Genomic DNA, 25,821 nt, shown 5'->3' on the forward strand with positions numbered 1-25,821 from the left:
CCATGTTTACCTTTATCAAAAAAGTGATCAAAACCGGCACGCCCACCAGCCGCTATCCGCTGGAGCCGATGCCGGTCGATAAAAACTTTCGCGGCAAGCCGGAGCACAACCCGCAGCAGTGCATCGGCTGTGCGGCCTGCGTCAACGCCTGTCCGTCGAATGCGCTGACGGTGGAAACGGATCTCAAAACCGGCGAGCTGGCCTGGCAGTTTAACCTCGGGCGCTGCATCTTCTGCGGCCGCTGCGAAGAGGTCTGCCCGACGGTCGCCATTCGCCTGTCTCAGGAGTACGAGCTGGCGGTGTGGAAAAAAGAGGATTTCCTCCAGCAGTCGCGCTTTGACCTGTGCAACTGCCGCATCTGCCGGCGTCCGTTCGCGGTGCAAAAAGAGATCGACTATGCCATCGCCCTGCTGCAGCACAACGGTGACGCCCGCGCGGAACACCATCGTGAAAGCTTCGAAACCTGTCCGGAGTGCAAGCGTCAGAAGTGCCTGCTGCCGTCCGACCGTATTGATATCACCCGCCATATGAGAGAGGCCAGCTGATGGAAAACCTACTGGGCCCGCGCGACGCCAACGGCATTCCGGTGCCGATGACGGTGGACGAATCCATCGCCAGCATGAAGGCGTCGCTGCTGAAAAAAATCAAACGCTCGGCCTACGTCTACCGCGTGGACTGCGGCGGTTGCAACGGCTGCGAGATTGAGATCTTCGCCACGCTGTCGCCGCTGTTTGACGCCGAGCGCTTCGGCATCAAAGTGGTGCCGTCACCGCGTCATGCCGACATCCTGCTGTTCACCGGGGCGATGACCCGCGCCATGCGCTCGCCGGCGCTGCGGGCCTGGCAGTCCGCACCCGACCCGAAAATCTGCATCTCCTACGGCGCCTGCGGCAACAGCGGCGGCATCTTCCACGACCTTTACTGCGTCTGGGGCGGCACCGACAAAATTGTGCCAGTGGATGTCTACATTCCGGGCTGTCCGCCGACGCCTGCCGCGACGCTGTATGGCTTTGCCATGGCGCTCGGCCTGCTGGAGCAGAAAATCCACGCCCGCGAGCCGGGCGAGCTGGATAACCAGCCTGCGGCCATCCTGCACCCGGACATGGTGCAGCCGCTGCGGGTGAAAGTGGACCGCACGGCGCGCAGGCTGGCAGGTTATCGCTATGGCCGCCAGATTGCCGACGATTATCTGCGCCTGCTGAGCCAGGGCGAGCATCAGGTGGCGCGCTGGCTGGAGGCGGAAAACGATCCGCGTCTCAATGAGATTGTGGCGAACCTGAACAGCGTAGTGGATGAGGCGCGTATCCGATGAGTGAAACGGTGGTGTTCAGCCAGCTGAGCCGTAAGTTTATTGATGAGAACGATGCCACGCCGGATGCGGCGCAGCAGGTGGTCTATTACAGCCTGGCGATTGGGCATCACCTCGGGGTGATTGACTGCCTGGAGGCGGCGCTGAGCTGCCCGTGGCCTGAGTACCTGGCGTGGATTGCCACGCTGGAGGAGGGCAGTACGGCGCGGCGCAAAATGGAGGGCGTGCCGAAATACGGCGAGATCGTTATCGACGCCAACCACATTGCCATGCTCGCCAACGCCTTTGACGCGGCGCTGAGCAGGCAAACCCCCGAGCAGCAGGCGTGGAGCAAAACGCTGCTCGGCATGCTGCATGATATTCATCAGGAGAGCGCCATCTACCTGATGGTGAGGAGATTACGTGACTGACGTTTTACTGTGCGTGGGCAACAGCATGATGGGCGACGACGGCGCGGGCCCGCTGCTCGCAGAGATGTGCGCCGCGAACCCGCAGGGCAGCTGGGTAGTGATTGACGGCGGCAGCGCGCCGGAAAACGACGTGGTCGCCATTCGCGAGCTGCATCCGGACAGGCTGTTAATCGTCGATGCCACCGATATGGGGCTCAACCCCGGCGAGATCCGTCTGATTGACCCGGACGACATCGCCGAGATGTTTATGATGACCACCCACAATATGCCGCTCAACTACCTCGTGGATCAGATCAAGGACGACGTGGGTGAGGTGCTGTTTTTGGGCATTCAGCCGGACATTGTCGGGTTTTATTACCCGATGACGCCGCCGGTGAAAGAGGCGGTGGAGAGGGTGTATTCACGGCTTGCCGGGTGGGTTGGGAACGGGGGATTTTCCCGGCTCTGAGCAGCGCCCGGTGGCGCTACGCTTACCGGGCCTACGGTTTTGTAGGCCGGGTAAGGCGAAGCCGCCACCCGGCAGAACAGGCTACTCCAGATCCGCCCCGTTACTCGCAATCACCTTCTTATACCACCCGAACGATTTCTTGCGTTTGCGGTCCAGCGTGCCGTTGCCCGCGTCGTCGCGGTCAACGTAGACAAAGCCGTAGCGCTTGCTCATCTCCCCCGTTGAGGCTGCCACCAGGTCGATACAGCCCCAGGTGGTGTAGCCCATCAGCGGCACGCCGTCCTCGATGGCGTCGCCCATTGCGCGGATATGCTCGCGCAGATAGCTGATGCGATAGTCGTCGTTAATCTCGCCGTTTTCATCAATCACGTCTTTCGCCCCGAGGCCGTTTTCCACCAGGAACAGCGGCTTCTGGTAGCGGTCGTACATCATGTTCATGGTGATGCGCAGGCCGAGCGGGTCAATGCCCCAGCCCCATTCGCTCACCTGAATGTGCGGGTTACGCAGGGATTTCACGATGTTCGCCGCACTGGTGTTGCCTGCATTCATGTCCGCCGACGCGCAGCGCGAGGCGTAGTAGCTGAACGAGACAAAATCGACGGTGTTTTTCAGCAGTTCGTCATCGCCCGGGTCTTTGACAATCACCACCCCTTTTTCGCGGAACACGCGGGCGGAGTAGGCCGGATAGCGGCCGCGGGCCTGCACGTCGATAAAGAACAGGTTCTCGCGATCTTTCTCCAGCGCCATCCACACGTCTTCCGGCTTGCAGGAGTACGGGTAGAAATTGCCGCCCGCCAGCATGCAGCCCACCTGGTTTTCCGGGTTCACCTCGTGGGCGATTTTGGTTGCCAGCGCGCTTGCCACCAGTTCGTGGTGCGCGGCCTGGTACTTCACCTGATCTTCGTTTTCACCTTCCTCGAACACCAGCCCCGCGCCGGAGAACGGGCTGTGCAGCATGATGTTGATTTCGTTGAAGGTCAGCCAGTATTTCACCAGCCCGTTAAATTCCTCAAAACAGGTGCGGGCGTAGCGGGCGAAGAAATCGACCATCTTGCGGTTGCGCCAGGAGCCGTACTCCGTCACCAGATGCATCGGGACGTCGAAGTGGCAGAGCGTGACCAGCGGCTCGATGTTGTACTTTTTGCACTCTTCAAATACCGCGCGGTAGAAGGCAATGCCCTCTTTATTCGGCAGCGGCTCGTCGCCGTTCGGGTAGAGGCGGCTCCAGGCAATCGAGGTGCGGAACACCGTAAAGCCCATCTCCGCCATCAGGGCGATGTCTTCTTTATAGCGATGGTAAAAATCAATCGCCTCGTGGCTTGGGTAGAACTCGTCGTCACGCAGCGAAAAACGCTTTTCCTTACCGAGCTTCACCGCCAGGCGATTCGCGCCGTGGGGGATCATATCGACCGTCGTCAGCCCTTTGCCGCCTTCACGGTAAGCCCCTTCACTCTGGTTAGCGGCAAGCGCGCCGCCCCATAAAAATCCTTGTGGAAAAACAGACATTCTTACCTCGCTTTCAATTTATGCTTGTGCTGTTTTGGCCTGAACCGGTGCGGTCTGCAGGGCGCGCGCTTTTTCGGCGTCGTCTTCAATCGGGATATCCTCAAAGCCGAGTATCAGGGTCAGAACAAACGACAGCACCACTGCCAGCCCCATCACGCCAAACACCCAGACGATGGTCATCGGATTGGCAGGGTCGAAGAACTGCACGCTGGTAAACAGCCCCGGCGCCGCCATTGAGTGGCTGGCAAGGCCTGCCATACCAGCCACCGCGCCGCAGATAAAGCCGCTGATCAGGCTCGCAATCAGCGGACGTTTCAGGCGTACCGCCACGCCGTACAGCGCCGGTTCAGAGATCCCCGCCATAATGGCGGAGGCCGCTGCCGCCAGCGCCGTCTGACGCAGCTCCGGGTTTTTGGTTTTCCACGCCACCGCCAGCGACGAGCCGCCGAGCGACAGGTTGGCGCCGATTTCCGACGGCATCACCATCCCCTCTTTGCCCGTTTCGGCAATGGTCTGAATGATGGTCGGCGTAAAGACGCGGTGCATCCCGGTCATGACCAGCAGCGGCCACAGCGCGCCCATGATGGCGACGGAGAGCCAGCCCAGATAGCCGTGAATGGTGTACACCAGCGCGGAGATGGCGCTACCGATCCAGATGCCCAGCGGCCCAATCAGCACGATGGCAAGCGGGGCGGCAATCAGCACGATCAGCATCGGCTTGAGGAAGTTTTTCGTCACTGCCGGGGTAATGCGATCGACCCAGCGTTCGATGTAAGACAGGCACCAGGTCATCACCAGCGCGGGGATGACGGTGTAGGTGTATTTCACCGCCGTCACCGGAATAAAGGCGAACTCAACGTGCTCGCCCTGCGCGGCTTTCGCCATCAGCTCGATAAAGCTCGGGTGGACCAGCACGCCCGCAATGGCTATTGCCAGCGACATGTTGGTTTTGAATTTCACCGCCGCCGAGGCCGCCACCATCAGCGGCAGGAAGAAGAACGCGCCGTCGCCGATGACGGTCAAAATGGTGAGCGTCGGCGCGCCTTTTGGCAGCACGCCGGTCATCTCAAGGATCATCGCCAGCAGCTTGACCATCGAGCCGCCGATGATCGCCGGGATCAGCGGCGACATGGTGCCGATCAGCGCATCGAGGATCCCGGCGCCAATGCGGCGTAACGTCATCTTCTGCGGCCCTTCCGGCACCGCGGGCTGCAGGTCCGTGGGCAGCAGGCTCACCACTTCGCGGTACGCCTGAGAAACGGTGTTGCCAATAATCACCTGGCACTGGTTGTCGTTGCGCACCACGCCGAGCACGCCGCTGATGCTTTTCAGGCGTGCAGCGTCGGTAAGGCTTTCGTCTTTCAGAACGAAGCGTAAACGCGTCATGCAGTGGGTGACGGCGACGATGTTCTCTTTGCCGCCCAGCGCGCTGACAACGTCGTTCGCCAGCGCGGCGTAATTTTTGGCCATCGGATGTGATCCTGTTATCGTTGTGAGAAATGTAGGAAACCGGTTCCACATAATCATCATGAGTTTCTTTGAATGAAACAAGATTGCTTTTTAACCATTTTTTTGTTTCGTGATGCAGATCGCAATGGGGCACCAAAAGCGTGATTTCGCCGCTACGACAATTTCCCTGCGGTGCAGTACACTGCGCTCCATCAGATTCAGACGGAATAACAACATGACCACGATGCTTGAAGTGGCGAAGCGGGCAGGCGTTTCGAAAGCCACGGTGTCCCGGGTGCTGTCGGGAAATGGCTATGTCAGCCAGGAGACCAAAGACCGGGTGTTTCAGGCCATTGAAGAGAGCGGCTATCGCCCGAATTTACTGGCGCGCAACCTGGCGACCAAACGTACCCAGACGCTGGGGCTGGTGGTGACGAACACCCTTTATCACGGCGTTTACTTTAGCGAACTGCTGTTTCACGCCGCGCGCATGACCGAAGAGAAAGGGCGGCAGCTGATCCTCGCGGACGGCAAGCACAGCGCGGATGAAGAGCGCGAGGCGATCCAGTACCTGCTCGATATGCGCTGCGACGCGGTGATCATCTATCCGCGTTTCCTGAGCGTGGAAGAGATGGACGAGATCGTCGAGAAGTGTGAGCAGCCCATTATGGTGCTCAACCGCCGCCTGCGGAAAAACAGCAGCCACAGCGTCTGGTCCGATCATAAAGCCTCCAGCCAGGACGCGGTGGCACAGCTGATTGCGAAAGGGCACCGGGAGATCGCGTTTATTACCGGCTCGCTGGATTCCCCCACCGGGGTTGAGCGTCTCTCCGGCTACAAAGACGCGCTGGCGCAGCACGGTATTCCGCTGCGCGAGGAGCTGATTGCGCAGGGGAAGTGGAACCCCGCCAGCGGTGCGGCGGCGGTGTCCGAACTGCTTGCTCGCGGTGAACGCTTTACGGCGCTGGTGGCGAGTAATGACGACATGGCAATCGGCGCCATGAAGCAGCTGCACGACAGCTGCGTTGCCACTCCTGACGCGGTATCGGTGATCGGTTTCGACGACGTGGCCATCGCGCCTTATATCGTGCCGTCGCTCTCCAGCGTTCGCATCCCGGTGACGGAGATGATCAAAGAAACCATCAGCCGCCTGATCTTCATGCTCGACGGCGGTGAGTTTAAATATCAGCAAACCTTCTCAGGCGAGCTTATCCTGCGCGACTCGGTTATTGACGGCCCGCACCGCTGATGTCGACAGCTGTCATCGTCATAAGTGACGATGACAGCGCCAGTGTGATTTATAAAATATCATTAAATCAACAGGTTAATAATTGGCACGGTTTATGAATATCTCCGCGCATAACTGTAATGCTGGAGAAGCAGATGAACCGTTTTATTATGGCCGATGCCAGTAAGTGTATTGGTTGCCGTACCTGTGAAGTAGCGTGCGTGGTTTCCCATCAGGCGGAGCAGGATTGTGCGTCGCTTACCCCTGACACCTTCCTGCCGCGCATCCACGTCATTAAAGGCGTGAATATTTCCACCGCCGCCATCTGTCGTCAGTGCGAAGACGCCCCGTGCGCGAACGTCTGCCCGAACGGGGCGATCAAACGCGAGAAAGGCTTTGTGCACGTGATGCAGGAGCGCTGCATTGGCTGCAAAACCTGCGTGGTCGCCTGCCCGTACGGCGCGATGGAGGTGGTAGTCCGTCCGGTAGTCCGCAACAGCGGGATGGGGCTGAGCGTGCGCGCGGACAAAGCCGAAGCTAACAAATGCGACCTCTGCTACCACCGCGACGCCGGCCCGGCCTGCATGGAAGCTTGTCCGACGCACGCGCTGGTCTGCGTGGATCGCGACAAGCTGGAACAGATGAGCGCCGAAAAGCGCCGTCGCGCGGCGTTCGACACCTCCTCATCGCTGCTGTTCTGAGCCGTCATGTGCAGTAACGGCATACAGTTGCGCGTGCGCGGTAAAGTGCAGGGCGTGGGGTTTCGTCCCTTCGTCTGGCAGCTGGCGCAGGCGCTTCAGTTGACCGGTGACGTCTGCAATGACGGAGAGGGCGTGCTGGTGCGCCTCGCGGGTAATGGGGGGGCCTTTACCGCGAGGCTGTGCCAGGACTGTCCACCGCTGGCGCGTATTGACGCCATCGACGCGCAGCCCTTCACCTGGACGCGTGTGCCGACGGAGTTTACCATCCGCCACAGCGCGGGCGGGGCGATGGACACCCAGATTGTGCCGGATGCCGCGACCTGTCCGGCGTGTCTGGCTGAAATGCGCGATCCGCGCGAGCGTCGCTATCGCTACCCGTTCATCAACTGCACCCACTGCGGGCCGCGGTTTACCATTATTCGCGCCATGCCCTATGACCGCCCGGCGACGTCGATGGCGGCATTCCCGCTCTGCGCGCCGTGTGAAGCGGAGTACCGCAACCCTGCCGACCGACGTTTTCACGCCCAGCCGGTGGCCTGCCCGGACTGCGGGCCCGCGCTTGAGTGGCGGGCGGGCGACGTTACTGCTGCCCGCGAGGCTGCGCTGAGCGCGGCGGTGAAGGCGCTGAAAAACGGCGGTATTGTTGCCATCAAAGGGCTGGGGGGCTTTCACCTCGCCTGTGATGCACTGAATCCCCAGGCGGTTGCGACGCTTCGGTCACGTAAGCAACGCCCGGGTAAACCGCTGGCGGTGATGATCCCAAATGCCGACGCGTTACCCGAGTCGATCCAGAGGCTGCTCGGCTCACCCGCTGCACCCATCGTGCTCACGCCGAAAGCCTGGCTGCCTGACTTCCCTGAGACTATCGCACCGGGTCTGGATAGCGTGGGCATCATGCTGCCCGCCAATCCGCTGCAGCATCTTCTGATGATGGACTGCCAGCGCCCGCTGGTGATGACCTCCGGCAACCTCAGCGGCAGACCGCCTGCCATCAGTAATCAACAGGCGCTGGATGAACTTGGCGACATTGCGGACGGCTTTCTGCTTCACAACCGCGACATCCTGCAGAGAATGGATGATTCGGTGATGGATCGGGACGGCACGATGCTGCGCCGCGCGCGCGGCTTTGTGCCCGATGCCATCACGTTGCCTGCGGGTTTTGACAATATCCCCGCCATATTGTCTACCGGTGCCGAAATGAAGAATACATTTTGTCTGGTGCGGGGGAACCAGGCGGTGCTGAGCCAGCATTTTGGCGATCTCAGTGACGAAGGTGTCGAAGCGCAGTGGTGTGGTGCGCTCTCGACGATGCAGGACATCTACGCCTTTCAGCCGGAGCGTGTGGTGTGCGATGCCCATCCGGGCTATCACACACAACGATGGGCGCAAGCGCATGCCCTGCCGGCCGAAACAGTACTGCACCATCACGCCCACGCGGCGGCGTGCCTGGCGGAAAACGGCTGGCCGCGTGAGGGCGGAGACGCGATCGCCCTGATGCTGGACGGGATCGGCATGGGCGAGAACGGCGCGCTGTGGGGCGGGGAGTGCCTGCGGGTGAACTATCTCGAGTGCGAACGTCTGGGAGGGCTGCCAGCCGTTGCGCTGCCGGGCGGCGATCTCGCGGCGCGGCAGCCGTGGCGCAATCTGCTCGCCCACTGTCTGGAGTTTGTCCCTGACTGGCAGCAATACCCGGAAACGCGCGCGGTACAGCGCCAGAACTGGCCGCTGCTGGCGACGGCTATCCAGCGCGGCGTCAACGCGCCGCGGGCTTCGTCGTGCGGTCGCCTGTTTGATGCGGTCGCCTGTGCGCTGGGTATCGTCTCGCAAACCTGGGAAGGTGAAGCGGCCTGCCGGCTGGAAGCGCTGGCGGCACAGTGCAACGGAGTGGAACACCCGGTTACGCTTGCGGTGGATAACCTCGCGCGCTTCTGGCAGCAGTGGCTGAACTGGCAGGCGGAGCCGCGCGAGCGCGCGTGGGCGTTTCACGATTCGCTGGCAAAAGGGCTGGCGGATCTCGCCGCGTTCCATGCCCGACGCTTGTCGCTATCGACAATCTGCCTCAGCGGCGGCGTGTTGCACAACCGTTTGCTGCGCGCGCGCCTGCGTCATTATCTTTCTGACTTTACGCTTCTTTTTCCTTCGCGCTTGCCTGCAGGCGACGGAGCGATCTCCTTCGGGCAGGCGGCGATCGCCGCCGCCCGGTCATGTTCACAAAGGACTTAAAATGTTACGACTATTACGCAATGAACCTCGCGCCGCGCTTCTGCTGCTGGCTCTGGTAATGGCAAACCTGCTGGCCTGGGGATGGGCATGGCACACCTTCAGCGACAGCACGGCGCTGATGGCGGCCAGCCTGCTGGCCTGGTGCTACGGGCTGCGTCATGCGGTGGATGCCGACCACATTGCAGCCATTGATACCGTGACGCGTAAGATGATGCAGCAGGGGAAACGCCCGTCCGGCGTGGGGGCGTGGTTCTCGCTGGGGCACTCTACCATCGTGGTACTGGCCTCGATTGCCATCGCTGCGACCGCCACGGCGTTTCAGAAAAACATGGAATGGTTCCACGAAACCGGCAGCCTGATCGGCACGGCGGTGTCGGCGACCTTCCTGCTGGCGATGGCGCTGGTGAATATGGTGATCCTGCGCGGCGTCTGGCGCAGTTTCCAGGCGCTGAAAAACGGCAGGCCGGTGCAGGGGGACGTTACGCTCCCGGCGCAGGGCGGGGTGATGAACTGGCTGTTTGGCGCGACGTTCCGCCTGGTGAATAAAAGCTGGCAGATGTACCTGGTCGGTTTTCTGTTTGGCCTGGGGTTTGATACCGCGACCGAAATTGGCGTGTTGGGCATTTCTGCCGCCAGCGCCTCTCACGGGATGTCGGTCTGGGCAATCATGATCTTCCCGGCGCTCTTCGCGAGCGGCATGGCGCTGGTGGATACCCTCGACAATTTGCTGATGGTGGGCGCCTACGGCTGGGCGTTTAACAAGCCGCAGCGCAAGCTCTACTACAACATGACCATTACCGGCACCTCCGTGGTGGTGGCGCTGTTTATCGGCGGGCTGGAAGCGCTGGGTCTGCTGATGGATAAATTCGCCCTCAGCGGCGGCGTCTGGGATGTGATTGGCGCGGTAAACGACAACCTGGGCAACGCCGGGTTTGTGGTGGTCGGGCTGTTTGTTGCCTGCTGGCTGATCTCCATGGTCAACTACCGCTGGCGCGGCTACGACGCGCTGGTGGTACGTTCCTGAGCGGGCGGCAGCCAGGCGCGGGTAAAATCAAGCCAGCCGCTGGCGGTCAGCACAATGCCCTGCACGTTTTCCAGGGTATTAAGACGATAGCGGTAGTGGAACAGCGGCGTGCAGGCGCCGCTTTCGAGTAGGTGCTGAAAGAAGGTGGGGAGATGCGTTTGTAGGCTTTCTTCGCTTTCGCAATAGGTCATCAGCGTCTGCTTCGCCTTTTGCCACGGGACCTTCCCCAGCGCGGTGGCCCACGCGGGCTCTTCCGTAAACCACTCTGCCAGCGCAAACTCCGGCACCTCACCCGCCAGATAATCCCCCAGTAAGATATCCGCCTGCGCCAGCGCGTCGGGGGCATGCCACGCCTCACGGTCTTTCCAGCGGATGGTGACGTCGCAGCCGCGCTTTTTCAGGCGCGTTTGCAGCATGCTGGCCAGATCGCACAGTCCCGGCGCGCGGTAGCAGACCAGCGACAGGGTGGCGGGAAGGGTGACGTCGGACGTCTCCGCAAACGCGGGCGTCGCGATGCCGGGCAGAATTTCCGTACGGGTGTCGATATCATCCCGGCGGATGTACTCCTGATTAATATGCTGAATTTCCTGACGCAGCCAGGCAGCCAGCGGCTGTGATAGCCCGGCGTTCAGCATCAGCCAGGCGAATCCTCCGCTGGTGGAGGTGACGGACTCCCGGGCGTTTTCTCCTTTACCTACGGTTATCCACGCAGGTTTTTCCGTCTCGCTGCGGGTTCGCCAGAACTCTATTGCATGCAGCAGCGGGTGCGCCGCAAAGTACCACGGCTGGCGCTCAAGGCGCAGGTAGTGCGAGTGGTGATGGGCGATAGCAAAAGGACCTGCGCCAATAGTCGGCTGCTGCGGATGCGGCAGGCGACAGGCGTGATGCGCGAAACGATGCGCCAGCATGGCATCGGGGGCGTTGAGTGCGATCTCCAGACACCAGGGGGCGACAAGCGACACCTGCTGAACGTGCGCGAGCCCCGCGTTGCGTGCCGGGTCGGCCAGCAGCTGGTGCAGCGCGGCGAGAATATCTTCATCGCTGATGGCTTGCCCGTTGTGCCAGTGCGCGCCGCTGCGCAGATAAAAACGCCAGCAGCGCATGTCGTCGCGGGTATCCCAGTGATGGGCTAAATCCGCAACCGGCTGCGGGTTGCCTGGCGCGTAGCGCGTCAGCCCAGCGTGGACCGCGCAGATAATATGCTGTTCGGCGCGGCGGCGCTGGAGCGCCGGATGCAGCGACGTGAGCGGGCGATACCACGGAATGCGCAGCGTCGGCTGGTGTTTAAGCCATTTACCGCCTAAAAACGGGGTGATGATGTGGTGCAGGCTGGCGGGGTCGCCGTCGGCCAGCTGCAGCGCGCTCTGGTAATCCCCTTTCTCCAGGCAGGCGTGCATCAGCGGCGCGCTCAGCTCGCTGGTGGTCGTCAGGCAGTGCAGGATGGCGCGATGCCCGCGTCCCGGCTGCGCGTTCCAGCTCAGCCAGCCGCTTTGCGCGAGCTGGCGCAACAGGGTGCGCGCATGGCGTTCGCTGCACAGCGCAACCTCCGCGACTTCCGCGATGGTCGTGGGCATTGGCACAGCGCCGTAGTGCTGATAAAGCCGTTGATACTGACGGATTTTCTGAAGCTGACGCATAGCGGCATACCGAAAAAGAAGGATGATGAGAGTGTAGGGCTTTTTGCGGAATAAATAAGGCCGGGATGAATAAAGTGTTCCGGTTTTTTGCCCGGCAGCGCTACGCTTGCGCGGGCCTACGGGCTTTGTAGGCAGGGTAAGCGTAGCGCCACCCGGCAATTACTGCTCAGGTTTACTTACTGGTTCTATCAACTCGCGCAGACGCTCAATGCGGGCTTCCGGGCTCAGATAAAGCCAGCGGAATAAAATATGTTCCGCATTCTTCGTCTGCTGAAAATAACGAGAAAGATAATTGAGTTCTTTATTAAAAGTCGCCATGATTCGCCTCCGGCTGATTAATACCTTTTCAGCGTAAGCCGGGTGCGAATAATAAAACAGGGTGATGTTTTTCAGCTGTTCCGCATTTAAGTATTAATGGAAATAATAAATTAGGGATGAATAGCGATGATTTATCTGTTTTGTATTTATTTGGTGAATAGAATGCGCAAAAAAAAGCCCCGGGACAGCGGGGCGGCGGACAATAAAATCCAAAGGTTAAGTAAGCGTGGCCGTGCTGTAGGCCGGGTAAGCGAAGCACCACCCGGCAAAGCGAGGGTTAAGAAGGTAACAGTTTCAGCAGAGCGAAAGCCTCCTTCATCCGGTCTTCACTGACGACAAAGGCGCGCATCTGGCCCTCGTTATCCGCGCCTCGCGCGACCATTCCTTCTGGCTCGAGGGTTATTTGCCAGTTCAGATCCTGACGCTGTGTTTCACCGGCAAGATGCAGCGGTAATTCCGGCGTTTTGACTTTAACCAGCATGGCGGGTAATTTCAGCGGCGCGCTGCCGCCGAGCAGGTTTTTCGCCAGATACATCGCACTTAATTGAATTGGCTGTAAAAAAGGCAGCACCTGACCGTTAATTTCAGCGCAGTCCCCCAGCGCGTAAATATCGGGCTGCGTGGTTTGCAGGTAGCTATCTACCTTCACGCCGCGCTGTGTTTCCGCGCCGGCACGGTGAGCCAGCCCGGTTTCCGGGCGTAGTCCCGTCGCGGCAACCACGACATCCACCTCAACGCTGCGGCCGCCGTCAAGCGATGCGCGAATGCCGCCTTCGGTTTTAGTGAGGCCCTGCAGCTGAGATTTGAGCAGCAGATGGACGCCCATATCGGTCAGTCGATGCTGTAATCGACTGCTAACCTCTGCGGGCATCAGCGCCGACAAAATACTTGCCGCGTGGTCAACCAGGGTAACGGCTTTACCTGCCCGGCAGAAATCCATCGCCAGTTCGGTGCCAATCAGACCACCGCCGACAATCATTACGCGCTTCGCGTCGCGAAGCCCCGTTTCGCTGGCCTGGTACTCCAGCTGGCTGTTGAGCGTTATCATCAGCTCGCGGCCTGCAACCGGCGGTACGAAAGCAGAGGCCCCCGTGGCCAGCACCAGCTTGTCGTACTGCCAGGTTTTCTCCTTCGCTTTCACCACGTGCGCGGCGGCGTCGATATCGGTGACCCAGGTGTACGGAAACAGACGCAGGTTAAACTGCTCCGCGAACTCCCCCGCCGTCTGGCGGGTGAGATCTTCAGCGCGCTGATTCTGGCTGATGACGTGGCTTAAATCAGGCTTGTTGTACTCATCCATGCTGTCGGCGGCAATCACCGTCAGCGGTACGTTAGCATCCTGTTTGCGGATATTTTTCACCAGCTGGCGGGCGGCAAAACCCGAGCCGATGATGACGATGCCGTTGCTCATTTTGCCTCCGTACCCAGTTCGTCAAAGACGTCTTTACCGAGTGAACATTCCGGGCAGAGGAAGTTGTCCGGCACGTCACTCCACGGCGTGCCCGGTGCGACGTCCTGCAGCGGCTCGCCCAGCTCTGGATCGTAGATCCACTGGCAGACGCTGCACTGCATGCGTGGGCCGAGATCGGCGGCCGCGGCACAGGCCTCCTGCTGTTCGGTCGGTTTCGCAGCTTGTGGAAGCGGTGCGAGCGCCCACTGGCGGGCAATATCGCGGCCGTGCTGGCGGCAGATCTCCAGGGCATCGATATCCGGGCGCCACTTGGCCTTCAGGCTCATGGACATCTCAAAGCCCGCATCCTGTAAACGGGTGGAGAGACGGTCTACCGCGCCGCCGCTCCACCCGTGGGAGCCAAAGGCGCTGGCGCGTTTGTTACGAAAGCGCAGGCCGGTCATCTCTTCCACCAGACCGGCAATTTTCGGCATCATCACGTTGTTCATGGTGGATGTACCCACCAGCACGCCTTTAGAGCGGAAGACGTTAGTGAGGATGTCGTTTTTATCGCTGCGCGCCACGTTGAAGATCTTCACCGCCACGTTCGGATCCACTTCGTTGATGCCCTGGGCAATGGCGTCCGCCATCATGCGGGTGTTGTTGGACATGGTGTCGTAGAAAATCGTAATGCGGTCTTCCTGATAATCCGCCGCCCATTTCAGGTACAGCTCCACAATCTGGGTTGGGTTTTCACGCCACACCACGCCGTGGGAGGTGGCAATCATATCCACCGGCAGGTTAAAGCCGAGGATCTCGGTGATTTTAGGCGTGACCAGACGGCTGAACGGGGTCAGGATGTTGGCGTAGTAGCGCTGGCACTGCTCGAACAGCTCGGTCTGGTCCACTTCGTCGTTGAACAGGCGCTCGTCGCAGTAGTGCTGGCCGAAGGCGTCGTTGCTGAACAGCACCGCGTCGCCGGTCATGTAGGTCATCATGCTGTCCGGCCAGTGCAGCATCGGGGTTTCCACGAAGATCAGCTGTTTGCCGTTGCCGATATCCAGCGCGTCGCCGGTTTTCACGGTGTGGAAGTTCCACTCCGGATGGTGGTGGTGGCCGTTGATCGAGTCGATGGCGTTGGTGGTGCAGTAGATCGGGGTGTTCGGAATGTAAGACATCAGCTCGGTCAGCGCGCCGGCGTGATCTTCTTCTGCATGATTGATGATGATGTAGTCGATGGCGTCCAGGTCGATTTCACTGCGCAGGTTCTGCACGAACTCGCGGCTGAATTTGTGATCGACGGTATCGATCAGCACGTTTTTACCTTCCCGGATGAGATAGCTGTTGTAGCTGCTGCCGCGCAGCGTTTTGTACTCCGTCCCGTGGAAATCGCGTACTTCCCAGTCACGTTGACCCACCCAATGAATGTTATTTTTAACCAGAATAGACATAGCAACCTCAGCGTAATATCGCGTTTTTCAAATAAGATGGCTTGCTTATATCAAGTTGCATGCCAACTTTTATTCTATTGATTTTAATAGGTTATTATTTTCATGACTCTTAATGGGTAGTCATTATGACTATCAAGATTGCAGTCAATATGACAATATCGATTGTCAAAATGACAGCGAGGCAGACATGAGCTTTTCCGTAGAGGTGCTGGCGAAGATCGCCATTGAACTGCAAACCGGTATCGGCCATCAGGACCGCTTTCAGCGGCTGATCTCCACGCTGCGCCACGTGCTGGCGTGCGATGCCTCAGCGCTGCTGCGCTACGAGGGGCGGCAGTTTATTCCGCTGGCTATCGACGGGCTGTCCAGGGACGTTCTCGGGCGGCGTTTTGCCCTTGAGGGTCATCCGCGGCTGGAGACCATCGCCCGGGCGGGGGACGTGGTGCGTTTCCCGGCGGACAGCGATCTGCCCGACCCGTACGACGGCCTCATTCCTGGCCAGGAGAGCCTGAAGGTGCACGCCTGTATCGGCCTGCCGCTGTTTGCCGGGCAAAACCTGATTGGGGCACTGACGCTCGACGGTATGTCGCCGGACCAGTTCGACACCTTCAGCGACGAAGAGCTGCGCCTGATTGCCGCGCTGGCCGCCGGGGCGCTGAACAACGCCCTGCTGATTGAACAGCTTGAGAGCCAGAACATTCTTCCCGGCAGCCCGGCGGCGTTTGAGCAGGTGGCGCACACGGAGATGATCGGCCTTTCGTCGGGCATGACGCAGCTCAAAAAGGAGATTGAGATTGTCGCCGCCTCCGATTTGAACGTGCTGATCTTCGGGGAAACGGGTACCGGTAAAGAGCTGGTGGCGAAATCCATTCACGAAGCCTCGCCGCGCGCGGTGAATCCGCTGGTGTACCTCAACTGCGCCGCGCTGCCGGAGAGCGTGGCGGAAAGCGAGCTGTTTGGTCACGTCAAAGGGGCGTTTACCGGGGCCATCAGCAACCGCAGCGGCAAGTTTGAAATGGCTGATAACGGCACGCTATTTCTGGATGAAATTGGCGAGCTCTCCCTGTCGTTACAGGCCAAACTCCTGCGCGTGCTGCAGTACGGCGATATCCAGCGCGTGGGGGATGACCGCAGCCACAGAGTGGACGTGCGCGTGCTGGCGGCGACGAACCGCGACCTGCGTGAAGCGGTGCTGGCCGGGAACTTCCGCGCTGACCTGTTCCACCGCCTGAGCGTGTTCCCGCTAACCGTGCCGCCGCTGCGCGAACGCGGGGACGATGTGCTGCTGCTGGCGGGCTTTTTCTGCGAGCAGTGTCGGCTCAGGATGGGGTTGTCTCGCGTGGTGCTAAGCCCGGGGGCGAGAGCGCATCTTCTGAGCTACGGCTGGCCGGGCAACGTGCGCGAGCTGGAGCATGCGATTCACCGCGCGGTGGTGCTGGCGCGGGCGGCGCGTTCGGGTGATGAGGTGGTGATCCACGCGCGTCATTTTGCGCTGCACGATGACGCCGTACAGACCGTGGCTCAGCGTGTGCCAGAGAGTGTAAATGAGAACCTACGCGAGGCGACGGAAGCGTTCCAGCGCCAAATGATTACCCGTGCGCTGGAGCAGAACAACCGCAGCTGGGCGGCGTGCGCGCGGGCGCTGGAGATGGACGTCGCCAACCTGCACCGGCTGGCGAAGCGTCTCGGGCTGAAGAGTTAGATAATCCCGGCCTGGTAGAAATCCTGCAGGTTAATAGCACCGCACAGCCTGCCGGTGTCATCCACCACCGGCGCGGCGGTGATCTTGCGCTTCATCAGCACCTCTTTGGCTTCAATGGCGCGGCTCTCGGCGTTGAGCGTCAGTCCGCCTTTGGTCATGGCGTCCGACACTTTTGTTTCCAGCCTGCCGCCGCCAACCAGCCAGCGGCGCAGGTCGCCGTCGGTGAACACGCCCTTGACGCTCCCGTTGTCATCGCAGACCGCAACCAGGCCCAGGCCAGTGCGGCTGAGCTCCAGCATCGCGTCCATGACGCTGGTATCGAGTTTGACCTGCGGAATGGCATCGTCAGTTCGCATCAGGTGGTGAACCTTATTGAGCAGGCGTGCCCCAAGCGCTCCGGCCGGATGCGAACGGGCAAAATCTTCTTCGTTAAAGCCGCGCGCCTGCATCACCGCCATCGCCAGCGCGTCGCCCATCATCAGCGTGTTGACGGTGCTGGAGGTGGGAGCGAGGTGCATCGGACAGGCTTCGCGCTCAACGGAAATATCCAGCGTCGCTTTGGCGGCCAGCGCAAGGGGCGAGCGGGACTTCCCGGTCATCGCCAGCAGAGCGACCGACTTTTCCTGCAGGCGTGGAATAATGAGATCCAGTTCTTTAGCCGAACCGGAGTAGGAGATAAACAGCATTACGTCGCGGCTTTCGATCATCCCCAGATCGCCGTGCAGCGCTTCGGCCGGATGCACGAAGAAAGCGGGCGTCCCGGTGCTGGCCAGCGTCGCGGCAATCTTTTTGCCGATATGGCCGGATTTCCCGATACCCGCCACAATCACTTTACCCTCGCAGTGGATAATGGTGTTGGCGGCGCGGACAAAATCCTCGCCCAGACGTTCCGGCAGGCGGCTGGCTTCCTGCAGCTCCAGCATCAGCGTCTGGCGGCCCGTTTCTAACAGAAAATCACTCATCTCTCTCTCCGGTTACGATCACGTCGATGCCTTTCTCTTCCAGCGCTTTCTTGAACGCCGGGTCGATACCCGCGTCGGTAATCAGTTTGTCGACGCTTTCCAGGCTACAGACAATGTTGGGGCTTTTACGGCCAAACTTCGAGGAGTCTGCCATCAGGATTACTTCCCGCGCGGCGTTGCACATCGCTTTACTGACGCTGAATACCTCGTTGAAGGTGGTGACGCCCGCGCTCAGGTCGATGCCGTCGGTGCCCATAAACAGTTTATCAAAGCTGAAGTGGTCAAAGGCGTTCTCGGCCAGCTGACCGTGAAACGACGCGGATTTTTTACGGAAGGTGCCGCCGGGCATCAGGATAGTTTGCTCGCTGTCGAATTCCGACAGGGCGTTGACGATGTGCAGGCTGTTGGTCATCACCGTGATGTTATTAAAGCGGTTGAGCAGGGGGATCATCTGCAGGACGGTGCTGCCAGCGTCGAGGATAATGGAGTCGCCATCGTGGATAAATTTCACCGCCGCTTCGGCGATCAGCGCCTTCTGGTGGGTGTTGATCAGCGTTTTGTGATCGATAGGCGGGTCCGCTTCGTCCTTATTGAGCACCACGCCGCCGTAGGTTCGAATAACGGCGCCAGAGTTTTCGAGCAATACCAGGTCCTTGCGTATTGTCGTGCCGGTGGTGTCAAAGTAGTGGGCCAGATCCTCTACCGAGCATTTTCCCTGTTTTTGCAGATGCTCGAGAATGGCCGCCTGCCGCTGACGAGGTTTCATAGGCGCTTCGTTCCTTAGGTTGCGAAATGATAATTTCGCAAGTCTATAGCTTTCACAACGAAATTATCCATGTTTCAGATTAAGCGCTAATGATAGTGCATTCTGACAGAGTGGATCATGGGGAAAGATCACATCAGGCCGCAATTCCTGCAACGAAATGCCGTTGATTGCCTGGATTTTCACCGGTCTGGCGAAGACGGTCATGCCGCGCATGATCAGGGAATCGCACACCTGGTCGTGCTCGTCCAGCGCAACGGCGACGACCACGCGCGGTTTGAAGCGTCCGCCGGAACGTCCGACGCCCACTCGACCCTTCTGACACAGGGCATTAAACGCGCGGTTAAACTGGTGGATCTGCCAACCGCCAAACGCCATCTGGCAGATCCAGGCGAGGGCGGCGACGGTGATGAGCGCGGTTACCATATTTCACTCCTTACATGCCGGGTGGCGGCTGCGCCTTACCCGGCCTATGGGTATTGTAGCCCCGGTAAGCGCAGCGCCACCGGGGAAGGGAGTTAGAACATGACCTGCCCACCGGTCACGTTGATCGACTGCCCGGTGCAGTACGAGGCTTTTGGGCTGGCGTAAAACAGCAGCATGTTCAGCACGTCCTGATAGTCGCACCCGCGCTTCAGCGGCACTTTATCGATGTAGTACTGCTCCACCTCTTCTGCTTTGATGCCAAGCTTGGTAGCGTACTGTGGCAGCAGAGACTGGAACATCGGCGATTTCAGCAGGTTGCCCAGCATCAGCGAGTGAACGGTAATGCCGTACTCGGCCAGATCCAGCGCCAGAGACTGCGTCAGCCCCACGCCGCCAAACTTCGCCGCGCTGTAGCCGGAGTTGTGCTTGCTGCCCACCTTCCCTGATTTTGAGTTGATCTGAATGATGCGCCCCTGAATGCCGTCGCGGATCATCAGACGGGAAAACTCGCGGGCGCAGAGGAAATAGCCCACCAGGTTCACCTGCAGCGAGCGGTCAAAATCCCCCAGCTCGACATCGCCGATAAAGGCCGCTTTCGCAATTCCCGCGCTGTAGACCAGCAGATCGGTACGTCCAAAAATCTCGTCCACGCCGCGGGCCAGCGCCATTACGCTTTGCTCGCTGGTGGCGTCGGCACCAAACCCGTACGCCATCCCTTCGCCAAATTCGGTGTTGATGGTATCCGCCACGCGGGCGGCTTTTTCACTCTGAATGTCCACTACCGCCACGCGGTAACCCTCTGCGGCAAGCCCACGGCAGAGGAACTCGCCTAAGGTTTGTCCTCCACCAATGACAACGGCAACCTGACTCATGTGTTTCTCCTTAAATTACGCAACAAATTTTAACGTGCAGCCTGGGGTGACAGCCTGCGGAACCGGGCCCGTCACGTGAACCGTACCGGGATACTCCGCCTGCGGCTGGCCGTCGAAACGCAGGGTGATGTGGCCCAGCTCGCGCAGGTTTTGCTCGGCCACGTCGCCAACGGCGGTCACGGCATAGCGCGCCTCGCCCAGCTCCAGCTGGCTACCGGCCTTCAGTTCTCCCTTCAGCTCGCCGTGGCAGTGGATAAAACAAAACTCTTCGATATCCGCCGGGGCGCCTTCCCGGAAGGTGATCAGCATCTGGTCGCTCAGCGCGTCGGCGGCGCTCTGGCCGATGCGGGTAATGGTGGTCTGGTAAATCACGGTCATGGCAGGAACCTCTTATTGATAAATAAAGCCGGAGACAAACCAGGCAATCAGCACCGTCGGTGCGCCCGTCAGGAAGCGGCTGACCAGTACGGACGGGACGCCCACGCGCACGGTGTCCTGGTGCGCTTCAGCCAGCGACAGCCCAACGGGGATGAAGTCGCACGCCGCCTGGGCGTTAATGGCAAACAGAGCGGGAAGGGCGAGGTGCGGGGGAATGTTGCCCAGGCCAATCTGCACGCCAATCAGCACGCCGATGACCTGGGCAATCACCGCGCCCGGGCCGAGGAACGGCGACAGCAGCGGGAAGGAGCAGATCAGCGCCAGCGTCACCAGCCCAAGCGGGTGGCTGGCGAGCGGGGCGAGGCCGTGGGCAATCCAGTCACCCAGGCCGGACGCCATGATGATGCCGATGAGTGCCGAGACGAACGCCATAAACGGCAGGATGGTTTTCAGCACCGTGTCGATGGTGTCGCGCCCGGACTGGAACAGCACCGCCACGGCGGAACCCATGCCCATCCCGACCTTCGCCAGTAGCCCGTCGCTCTGCTCGGTGATCTTCTTGCTGGTGTCGTACTCGCGCGGTGCCGCTTTTTGCGGCGCGGGAGTGCCATTCACCAGAGTGATGTTGTCCTCTTTCACCCCAGACACATAAATGTCTTCAAGGATGTACTGCGCCAGCGGGCCTGATTTTCCGGTGGAGTGAATATTCACCGTTGGAATGCGACGCTTCGGGTAGATGCCGCAGCGCAGGGTGCCGCCGCAGTCGATGACCGCCACGCCGATTTCCGCTTCCGGCGGTTCGCCTTCTTTGAAGCCGTCGACCGCTTCCCAGCCGGTCAGCTCGCGCAGCTTATCGACGATCGCCGGGCGCGTGCCCGCGGTGATGTAAACGATCTTTTTTCCTTCGGTGGCGTCGAACTCCAGCGGGCCGCCCCAGCCGCCCGTGCCTTTCTCAATGCGGATCCGGTTCATGCTGTGGCTCCTGAAAGATGGACTTTCTGTTCAAGCTGGATGCCCATTTTTTTCTCGAAAATAGCGGTGGTGAGGTCCGTCACCCAGCCGCGGAAGAAATTGGTCACCAGACCAACCAGCAGATAGCTCACCGCCAGCGGGCCGAGCGGCAGGCCAAGGGTGGTGAGACCGCTGGCGATCCCGAGGTAGACAAACAGCTCTCCGGGGTTAATGTGCGGGAACAGGCCGTTCATGGAGTGGCAGCTGTAGGAGGCGGCGGCGTAATAACTCGGCTTGTACTTTTCCGGCATAAAGCGACCAAGGCTTAAGGTCATCGGGTTGCAGAACACGAAGGTGCCGATGAAGGGTAAAACCAGGTAGCGGGACAGCGGGTTCCCGGCGCAGCGCTGGGCGAAGCGTTCGATGCGCTGCTGGCCGATAAAGTTAATCAGCGCGTTCATGATCACCAGCAGGCTGATCAGCAGGGGCAGGATCCCGGTCACCATGCCGGTGAACACTTCTCCGCCTTTCTGAAACAGCCCGATGAACCACTCGGCGCCGTGGGTGATGGTTTCTATCATTCTTCTCTCCTGTGGGGCTTTTTTGTTTTTGTCTGACTGCGGTTAATAATAATCACTTTGAAAGGTTTTAAAGTGTTAGTTAGATCTCACAATGAAAGAAAAATGGATTATTTTGAAAGTTTATTGATGGGGGAAATGGTTTTCGGTGGAAAAAAACGCGGATTTGCATTGGGGAGGTGCGTACCGCTTCCTTGAGGTGTTGCGGATGCTTTACCATACTGGGTTCTTATCGAACCCGTTAAATGGATGTCTCATGTTCAAGCGTCGTTATGCAGCGCTGTTGCCTGCGCTTATTCTGCTGTCTGCCTGTAGTAGCAAACCTAAGACCGAAGCCGTTCAGCAAACGGCGGGCGCGCCTTCCGGGGGATTCCTGCTGGAGCCGCAGCACAATATGATGCAGATGGGCGGCGACTTCGCGAATAACCCGGCGGCCGAGCAGTTCATCGATAAAATGGTGAGCAAACACGGCTTTGACAGACAGCAGTTGCACGAAATTTTGTCGCAGGCCAAGCGTCTGGACTACGTGCTGCGCCTGATGGACAGGCAGGCGCCGACGGCTCAGGTGCCGAGCGGGCCGAACGGTGCGTGGCTGCGCTATCGCAAACAGTTTATTACCCCGGACAACGTGCAAAACGGCGTGGCGTTCTGGAATCAGTATGAAGATGCGCTTAACCGCGCGTGGCAGGTGTACGGCGTACCGCCGGAAATCATAGTCGGGATTATCGGCGTGGAAACCCGCTGGGGCCGCGTGATGGGGAAAACCCGCATCCTCGACGCGCTGGCGACGCTCTCCTTTAACTATCCACGCCGTGCGGAGTATTTCTCTTCCGAGCTGGAAACCTTCCTGCTGATGGCGCGAAGCGAACAGGACGACCCGCTCGATCTGAAAGGGTCGTTTGCCGGTGCGATGGGCTACGGCCAGTTTATGCCGTCCTCCTATAAAGAATATGCCGTCGACTTTAACGGGGATGGTCATATCAACCTGTGGGATCCGGTGGATGCCATCGGCAGCGTGGCGAACTACTTTAAAGCGCACGGCTGGACGCCGGGCGGACAGGTGGCGGTGCAGGCTAACGGCGAGGCGTTTGGTCTGGACAACGGCTTCAAAACTAAGTACAGCGTCGCACAGCTGACGGCGGCGGGCTTAACGCCAACCCAGCCGCTGGGCAATGTTGATCAGGTGAGCCTGCTGCGTCTGGACGTAGGAACCGGCTATCAGTACTGGTACGGCATGCCGAACTTCTACACCATCACCCGTTATAACCACAGCACCCACTACGCAATGGCGGTGTGGCAGCTGGGGCTGGCGGTATCGCAGGCCCGCGTTCCGGCAGCGTCGCCTTTTAGTCAGTAAGTCGTCTTATTCCTCCCTCTCCCTTTGGGAGAGGGCTGGGGTGAGGGCACCCCGCGGCCATCCAGGTTTTTTCAGAAACATTTCGCCACACTCCCTTTTCAAACGCGCCATTTACATCTCAATCGCCTTTTATTATTGTTATGTTATAACATTTAATGTGGTGTCGAGATGTCAACGTCCCTTTTTTCTCTCTCTGCGCTGGTTCGGCTTTTGCTGGCGCTGGTACTTGTTGTTTTCATCGGGCTGGCCGTGCGCTGGGCGGTGGCACTGCCATGATTGTGATGAATGCGCTCACGACGGGTTATGACCGAGAATCCGTTACGCGTCCTCTTTCGGGTGTGATTGAACGGGGAAGTATGACCGCCATTATCGGCGCTAACGGCTGCGGGAAATCCACGCTGCTAAAAACGCTGGCAGGGTTTATTCCTCCCGTGAGCGGCGGCTTTCGCTGGCAGGGAAAGCGCCCGGTGATTGGCTGGCTGGCGCAGCGTCACGCGCTGGAGGCGCAGTTTCCGCTGACCGTACAGGACGTCGTAAGCATGGGCTGCTGGCCGGGTATTTCGCTTTTTTCCGGGTTTCGCCGCGAAACGCGGTTGCGCATCAGGAGCGCGCTGGAGCGCGTCGGGCTGGAATCCATGGCGTTATCCACCATCGATGAACTTTCCGGCGGTCAGTTTCAGCGCATGCTGTTTGCCCGCGTCCTGGTGCAGCAGGCGCCGCTGGTGATGCTTGATGAGCCCTTTACCGGCGTCGATGAAGCCACCTGCAACGTGCTGATGGATTTGATGCTGGAAATGTATATGCAGGGGCAAACGCTGCTCGCGGTACTCCACGACAGCGAGCGCGTGTCGCGCCACTTCCCGCAGACGTTACGGCTGGACGCTGACATTCCCCAATGGAAAACCGAACGGGTGAGGGTGGCATGATCTGGCATCTCTTTTTTCAGCCGTTTATTGAGTACGGCTTTATGCGTCGCGCGCTGGTGGTTTGCCTGGCGCTTTCTGTCAGCACCACCGCACTCGGCGTGTTTCTTCAGCTGCGTCGCATGAGCCTGATGGGCGACGCGCTTTCTCACGCCATTTTGCCGGGTGTCGCCGTGGGATACCTGCTCAGCGGCATGTCGCTGTTGGCGATGAGTATTGGCGGTTTTATCGCGGGAATTACCGTAGCGCTGATGGCCGGTCTGGTCAGCCGACGCACGCCGCTTAAAGAGGATGCCAGCTTTGCCGGGTTTTATCTTGGCTCGCTGGCGCTGGGCGTTACGCTGGTGTCGCTTCGCGGGTCGAATGTCGATCTGCTGCATCTGCTGTTTGGATCCATCCTCGCCGTGGACAATGACGCCGCGCTGTTCGTCACGGGCGTTTGCATGTTCACCCTTATCACGCTGGCGATTTTCTATCGCGGGCTGGTCACGGAAGCGTTTGATACCGCCTGGCTACAGGTGAACGCCCGCTGGCTGCCTGGCCTGCTGCACGGGCTGTTTCTGGCGCTACTGGTCCTTAACCTGGTGGCGGGTTTTCAGGTCCTCGGTACGCTGATGGCCGTCGGGCTGATGATGCTGCCGGCCGTGGCGGCCCGCTGCTGGGTGCGCACGCTGCCAGGGTTACTCCTGATGGCGGGCATCAGCGGTATTTTCTGCGCATGGCTGGGGTTGAGCCTCTCCTGGGCGATGAGTTTACCTGCCGGGCCATCCATCGTGCTCACCGCCAGCGCGCTGTTCTTTATTTCCATTTTATTGGGTACGCGAAGCAGGCTCGCTGGCAGTCTGCGCGCGCTTTTTTAACGCAAGGGGAAACGATGAAACGTACAGGATTAATTATGGCGCTCGCGCTGGGGATGATGTCGCACGGCGTGATGGCGAAAACGCTGAATGTGGTCACCAGCTTTTCGATACTGGGGGACATCACGCAGGAGGTGGGCGGTGACCATGTCAACGTGACGACGCTGGTTGGGCCGGACGGCGATCCGCATACCTTCGAACCGTCACCGAAAGACAGCGCGGCGCTGAGCAAGGCTGATGTGGTGGTGGTGAACGGTCTGGGTCTGGAGGGCTGGCTCGACCGTCTGGTGAAGGCCTCCGGATTTAAAGGACAGCTTGTGGTGGCATCGACCGGGGTGAAAACGCACACCCTGGAAGAAGAGGGCAAAACCGTGACCGATCCGCACGCGTGGAACAGCGCGGCGAACGGGGCGCTTTATGCACAAAATATTCTGAACGGGCTGGTGAAAGCCGATCCGCAAGATAAAGCCGCGCTGGAAGCCTCTGGAAAAGCGTATATCGCGCAGCTTAACCAGCTGGATAGCTGGGCTAAAACGCGCTTCAGCCAGATCCCGCAGGCGAAGCGTAATGTGCTGACCAGCCATGACGCGTTCGGCTATTTTAGCCGTGCCTATGGCGTGACCTTTATGGCGCCGCAGGGGCTCTCGTCTGAGAGCGAGGCCAGCGCGGCGCAGGTCGCAGAGATTATCAATCAGATTAAAGCCGACGGTGTGAAAACCTGGTTTATGGAAAACCAGCTCGATCCGCGTCTGGTGAAACAGATTGCGTCGGCGACAGGCGCACAGCCGGGGGGCGAACTTTACCCGGAAGCGCTGTCGGCAAAAGGTGGAGTGGCAGACACCTACGTTAAGGCGTTTCGCCACAATGTGAACACCCTCGCAGACAGCATGAAATAACCTTCTTGCTGGCCGGTGCGCCCGCACCGGCTTTTTTCTGAAGCCCCCTCGTAAAACCTGAA

General features: G+C 59.7%; 26 protein-coding genes. 13 read left to right on the forward strand and 13 right to left on the reverse strand.

Features of this window, described 5'->3' with window-relative positions:
- Positions 1-2: 2 nt before the first annotated feature.
- From PYW49_RS11945 to hycI, 4 genes are read left to right on the forward strand one after another with little or no spacing between them, the layout of a single operon-like run.
- Entirely contained in the window at positions 3-545 is a 543-nt protein-coding gene (locus PYW49_RS11945) for a formate hydrogenlyase complex iron-sulfur subunit (RefSeq protein ID WP_320386518.1), read from the forward strand.
- Positions 545-1,312 (forward strand): formate hydrogenlyase subunit HycG, encoded by a 768-nt coding sequence (gene hycG, locus PYW49_RS11950; protein WP_134349769.1) that lies wholly within the window; start codon positions 545-547, stop codon positions 1,310-1,312. Before PYW49_RS11945 ends, hycG begins: the two co-directional genes overlap by 1 nt.
- Complete coding sequence (locus tag PYW49_RS11955) at positions 1,309-1,719, forward strand: formate hydrogenlyase maturation HycH family protein (RefSeq protein WP_032660335.1); 411 nt, start codon at positions 1,309-1,311, stop codon at positions 1,717-1,719. Before hycG ends, PYW49_RS11955 begins: the two co-directional genes overlap by 4 nt.
- On the forward strand, positions 1,712-2,167 hold the full coding sequence (gene hycI / locus PYW49_RS11960) for a hydrogenase maturation peptidase HycI (RefSeq protein ID WP_320386520.1): 456 nt from the start codon (positions 1,712-1,714) through the stop codon (positions 2,165-2,167). Before PYW49_RS11955 ends, hycI begins: the two co-directional genes overlap by 8 nt.
- An 81-nt stretch (positions 2,168-2,248) precedes the next feature.
- On the opposite strand, the gene PYW49_RS11965 is transcribed toward hycI, so the two are convergent.
- A complete protein-coding gene (locus tag PYW49_RS11965; RefSeq protein WP_320386521.1) occupies positions 2,249-3,673 on the reverse strand; it encodes a 6-phospho-beta-glucosidase in 1,425 nt (474 codons plus the stop codon).
- Positions 3,674-3,691: 18 nt separating this feature from the next.
- Positions 3,692-5,143: a PTS cellobiose/arbutin/salicin transporter subunit IIBC gene (ascF, locus tag PYW49_RS11970; RefSeq protein WP_320386522.1), complete on the reverse strand. Its 1,452-nt coding sequence runs from the start codon at positions 5,141-5,143 to the stop codon at positions 3,692-3,694.
- Between the two features lie 214 nt (positions 5,144-5,357).
- Here ascF and PYW49_RS11975 point away from each other — a divergent pair, with 214 nt between their 5' ends.
- The 4 genes from PYW49_RS11975 (at position 5,358) to PYW49_RS11990 (ending at position 10,298) form a co-directional block, all read left to right on the forward strand.
- Positions 5,358-6,371 carry a LacI family DNA-binding transcriptional regulator gene (locus tag PYW49_RS11975; RefSeq protein WP_320386523.1) on the forward strand — a complete coding sequence of 338 codons (1,014 nt, stop codon included), beginning with the start codon at positions 5,358-5,360 and terminating at the stop codon, positions 6,369-6,371.
- Positions 6,372-6,505: 134 nt separating this feature from the next.
- Positions 6,506-7,051 carry an electron transport protein HydN gene (gene hydN, locus PYW49_RS11980; RefSeq protein WP_029739520.1) on the forward strand — a complete coding sequence of 182 codons (546 nt, stop codon included), beginning with the start codon at positions 6,506-6,508 and terminating at the stop codon, positions 7,049-7,051.
- A gap of 6 nt (positions 7,052-7,057) precedes the next feature.
- Positions 7,058-9,274, forward strand: a complete 2,217-nt coding sequence (hypF, locus tag PYW49_RS11985; RefSeq protein WP_320386524.1) for a carbamoyltransferase HypF — start codon at positions 7,058-7,060, stop codon at positions 9,272-9,274.
- Position 9,275: 1 nt separating this feature from the next.
- Positions 9,276-10,298: a HoxN/HupN/NixA family nickel/cobalt transporter gene (locus PYW49_RS11990; protein WP_320386525.1), complete on the forward strand. Its 1,023-nt coding sequence runs from the start codon at positions 9,276-9,278 to the stop codon at positions 10,296-10,298.
- Here PYW49_RS11990 and PYW49_RS11995 read toward each other — a convergent pair.
- The 4 genes from PYW49_RS11995 to norV all read right to left on the reverse strand — a co-directional run bounded on the left by PYW49_RS11995 (position 10,271) and on the right by norV (position 15,094).
- On the reverse strand, positions 10,271-11,935 hold the full coding sequence (locus PYW49_RS11995; protein ID WP_320386526.1) for an SgrR family transcriptional regulator: 1,665 nt from the start codon (positions 11,933-11,935) through the stop codon (positions 10,271-10,273). The two genes, PYW49_RS11990 and PYW49_RS11995, sit on opposite strands and share 28 nt — an antisense overlap.
- Positions 11,936-12,094: 159 nt before the next feature.
- Entirely contained in the window at positions 12,095-12,253 is a 159-nt protein-coding gene (locus PYW49_RS12000) for a hypothetical protein (RefSeq protein WP_166790956.1), read from the reverse strand.
- 277 nt (positions 12,254-12,530) lie between these two features.
- Positions 12,531-13,664: an NADH:flavorubredoxin reductase NorW gene (gene norW, locus PYW49_RS12005; protein ID WP_320386527.1), complete on the reverse strand. Its 1,134-nt coding sequence runs from the start codon at positions 13,662-13,664 to the stop codon at positions 12,531-12,533.
- Positions 13,661-15,094 carry an anaerobic nitric oxide reductase flavorubredoxin gene (norV, locus tag PYW49_RS12010; RefSeq protein ID WP_320386528.1) on the reverse strand — a complete coding sequence of 478 codons (1,434 nt, stop codon included), beginning with the start codon at positions 15,092-15,094 and terminating at the stop codon, positions 13,661-13,663. The genes norW and norV overlap by 4 nt, the downstream gene beginning before the upstream one ends.
- 187 nt (positions 15,095-15,281) lie before the next feature.
- On the opposite strand from norV, the gene norR reads away from it, so the two are divergent.
- The gene (norR, locus tag PYW49_RS12015; RefSeq protein ID WP_320386529.1) at positions 15,282-16,796 is read left to right on the forward strand and encodes a nitric oxide reductase transcriptional regulator NorR; all 1,515 of its coding nucleotides are present in this window, start codon (positions 15,282-15,284) and stop codon (positions 16,794-16,796) included.
- On the opposite strand, the gene gutQ is transcribed toward norR, so the two are convergent.
- The 7 genes from gutQ to srlA all read right to left on the reverse strand — a co-directional run bounded on the left by gutQ (position 16,793) and on the right by srlA (position 21,729).
- Entirely contained in the window at positions 16,793-17,758 is a 966-nt protein-coding gene (gene gutQ / locus PYW49_RS12020; protein ID WP_320386530.1) for an arabinose-5-phosphate isomerase GutQ, read from the reverse strand. The two genes, norR and gutQ, sit on opposite strands and share 4 nt — an antisense overlap.
- Complete coding sequence (srlR, locus tag PYW49_RS12025; protein ID WP_134349757.1) at positions 17,751-18,524, reverse strand: glucitol operon DNA-binding transcriptional repressor SrlR; 774 nt, start codon at positions 18,522-18,524, stop codon at positions 17,751-17,753. Before srlR ends, gutQ begins: the two co-directional genes overlap by 8 nt.
- A gap of 63 nt (positions 18,525-18,587) precedes the next feature.
- Positions 18,588-18,947 carry a transcriptional regulator GutM gene (gene gutM / locus PYW49_RS12030; RefSeq protein WP_320386531.1) on the reverse strand — a complete coding sequence of 120 codons (360 nt, stop codon included), beginning with the start codon at positions 18,945-18,947 and terminating at the stop codon, positions 18,588-18,590.
- A 92-nt stretch (positions 18,948-19,039) separates the two neighbouring features.
- On the reverse strand, positions 19,040-19,819 hold the full coding sequence (gene srlD, locus PYW49_RS12035; protein WP_320386532.1) for a sorbitol-6-phosphate dehydrogenase: 780 nt from the start codon (positions 19,817-19,819) through the stop codon (positions 19,040-19,042).
- Between the two features lie 15 nt (positions 19,820-19,834).
- Positions 19,835-20,197 (reverse strand): PTS glucitol/sorbitol transporter subunit IIA, encoded by a 363-nt coding sequence (gene srlB, locus PYW49_RS12040; protein ID WP_047646227.1) that lies wholly within the window; start codon positions 20,195-20,197, stop codon positions 19,835-19,837.
- A 12-nt stretch (positions 20,198-20,209) separates the two neighbouring features.
- Positions 20,210-21,169 carry a PTS glucitol/sorbitol transporter subunit IIB gene (srlE, locus tag PYW49_RS12045; RefSeq protein WP_320386533.1) on the reverse strand — a complete coding sequence of 320 codons (960 nt, stop codon included), beginning with the start codon at positions 21,167-21,169 and terminating at the stop codon, positions 20,210-20,212.
- Positions 21,166-21,729, reverse strand: coding sequence for a PTS glucitol/sorbitol transporter subunit IIC (srlA, locus tag PYW49_RS12050; protein WP_023333189.1), 564 nt, complete (start codon positions 21,727-21,729; stop codon positions 21,166-21,168). The genes srlE and srlA overlap by 4 nt, the downstream gene beginning before the upstream one ends.
- Before the next feature lie 253 nt (positions 21,730-21,982).
- Between srlA and mltB the strand changes: the two genes are divergently transcribed.
- From mltB to PYW49_RS12070, 4 genes are all read left to right on the forward strand, one after another.
- On the forward strand, positions 21,983-23,083 hold the full coding sequence (gene mltB / locus PYW49_RS12055) for a lytic murein transglycosylase B (RefSeq protein ID WP_208527919.1): 1,101 nt from the start codon (positions 21,983-21,985) through the stop codon (positions 23,081-23,083).
- 272 nt (positions 23,084-23,355) lie between these two features.
- Complete coding sequence (locus PYW49_RS12060; RefSeq protein WP_320386534.1) at positions 23,356-24,009, forward strand: metal ABC transporter ATP-binding protein; 654 nt, start codon at positions 23,356-23,358, stop codon at positions 24,007-24,009.
- Complete coding sequence (locus PYW49_RS12065) at positions 24,006-24,866, forward strand: metal ABC transporter permease (protein ID WP_059312443.1); 861 nt, start codon at positions 24,006-24,008, stop codon at positions 24,864-24,866. Before PYW49_RS12060 ends, PYW49_RS12065 begins: the two co-directional genes overlap by 4 nt.
- A 14-nt stretch (positions 24,867-24,880) precedes the next feature.
- Positions 24,881-25,759, forward strand: coding sequence for a metal ABC transporter substrate-binding protein (locus tag PYW49_RS12070; RefSeq protein ID WP_134349753.1), 879 nt, complete (start codon positions 24,881-24,883; stop codon positions 25,757-25,759).
- The last annotated feature ends 62 nt before the right edge of the window (positions 25,760-25,821 follow it).

The sequence above is a fragment of the Enterobacter chinensis genome (genome assembly GCF_034008295.1).
GTDB classification, from domain to species: domain Bacteria; phylum Pseudomonadota; class Gammaproteobacteria; order Enterobacterales; family Enterobacteriaceae; genus Enterobacter; species Enterobacter chinensis.

Coding starts and splice junctions, on each gene's coding strand:
- srlE (WP_320386533.1), bottom strand. CDS start 21,169: ATGAACCGGATCCGCATTGAGAAAGGCACGGGCGGCTGGGGCGGCCCG.
- srlD (WP_320386532.1), bottom strand. CDS start 19,819: ATGAGTCAGGTTGCCGTTGTCATTGGTGGAGGACAAACCTTAGGCGAG.
- PYW49_RS11990 (WP_320386525.1), top strand. CDS start 9,276: ATGTTACGACTATTACGCAATGAACCTCGCGCCGCGCTTCTGCTGCTG.
- norR (WP_320386529.1), top strand. CDS start 15,282: ATGAGCTTTTCCGTAGAGGTGCTGGCGAAGATCGCCATTGAACTGCAA.
- PYW49_RS11995 (WP_320386526.1), bottom strand. CDS start 11,935: ATGCGTCAGCTTCAGAAAATCCGTCAGTATCAACGGCTTTATCAGCAC.
- srlB (WP_047646227.1), bottom strand. CDS start 20,197: ATGACCGTGATTTACCAGACCACCATTACCCGCATCGGCCAGAGCGCC.
- srlA (WP_023333189.1), bottom strand. CDS start 21,729: ATGATAGAAACCATCACCCACGGCGCCGAGTGGTTCATCGGGCTGTTT.
- PYW49_RS11945 (WP_320386518.1), top strand. CDS start 3: ATGTTTACCTTTATCAAAAAAGTGATCAAAACCGGCACGCCCACCAGC.
- hypF (WP_320386524.1), top strand. CDS start 7,058: ATGTGCAGTAACGGCATACAGTTGCGCGTGCGCGGTAAAGTGCAGGGC.
- srlR (WP_134349757.1), bottom strand. CDS start 18,524: ATGAAACCTCGTCAGCGGCAGGCGGCCATTCTCGAGCATCTGCAAAAA.
- PYW49_RS12065 (WP_059312443.1), top strand. CDS start 24,006: ATGATCTGGCATCTCTTTTTTCAGCCGTTTATTGAGTACGGCTTTATG.
- gutQ (WP_320386530.1), bottom strand. CDS start 17,758: ATGAGTGATTTTCTGTTAGAAACGGGCCGCCAGACGCTGATGCTGGAG.
- PYW49_RS11965 (WP_320386521.1), bottom strand. CDS start 3,673: ATGTCTGTTTTTCCACAAGGATTTTTATGGGGCGGCGCGCTTGCCGCT.
- ascF (WP_320386522.1), bottom strand. CDS start 5,143: ATGGCCAAAAATTACGCCGCGCTGGCGAACGACGTTGTCAGCGCGCTG.
- PYW49_RS12060 (WP_320386534.1), top strand. CDS start 23,356: ATGATTGTGATGAATGCGCTCACGACGGGTTATGACCGAGAATCCGTT.
- gutM (WP_320386531.1), bottom strand. CDS start 18,947: ATGGTAACCGCGCTCATCACCGTCGCCGCCCTCGCCTGGATCTGCCAG.
- PYW49_RS12070 (WP_134349753.1), top strand. CDS start 24,881: ATGAAACGTACAGGATTAATTATGGCGCTCGCGCTGGGGATGATGTCG.
- hycG (WP_134349769.1), top strand. CDS start 545: ATGGAAAACCTACTGGGCCCGCGCGACGCCAACGGCATTCCGGTGCCG.
- PYW49_RS11955 (WP_032660335.1), top strand. CDS start 1,309: ATGAGTGAAACGGTGGTGTTCAGCCAGCTGAGCCGTAAGTTTATTGAT.
- norW (WP_320386527.1), bottom strand. CDS start 13,664: ATGAGCAACGGCATCGTCATCATCGGCTCGGGTTTTGCCGCCCGCCAG.
- hydN (WP_029739520.1), top strand. CDS start 6,506: ATGAACCGTTTTATTATGGCCGATGCCAGTAAGTGTATTGGTTGCCGT.
- norV (WP_320386528.1), bottom strand. CDS start 15,094: ATGTCTATTCTGGTTAAAAATAACATTCATTGGGTGGGTCAACGTGAC.
- mltB (WP_208527919.1), top strand. CDS start 21,983: ATGTTCAAGCGTCGTTATGCAGCGCTGTTGCCTGCGCTTATTCTGCTG.
- PYW49_RS11975 (WP_320386523.1), top strand. CDS start 5,358: ATGACCACGATGCTTGAAGTGGCGAAGCGGGCAGGCGTTTCGAAAGCC.
- PYW49_RS12000 (WP_166790956.1), bottom strand. CDS start 12,253: ATGGCGACTTTTAATAAAGAACTCAATTATCTTTCTCGTTATTTTCAG.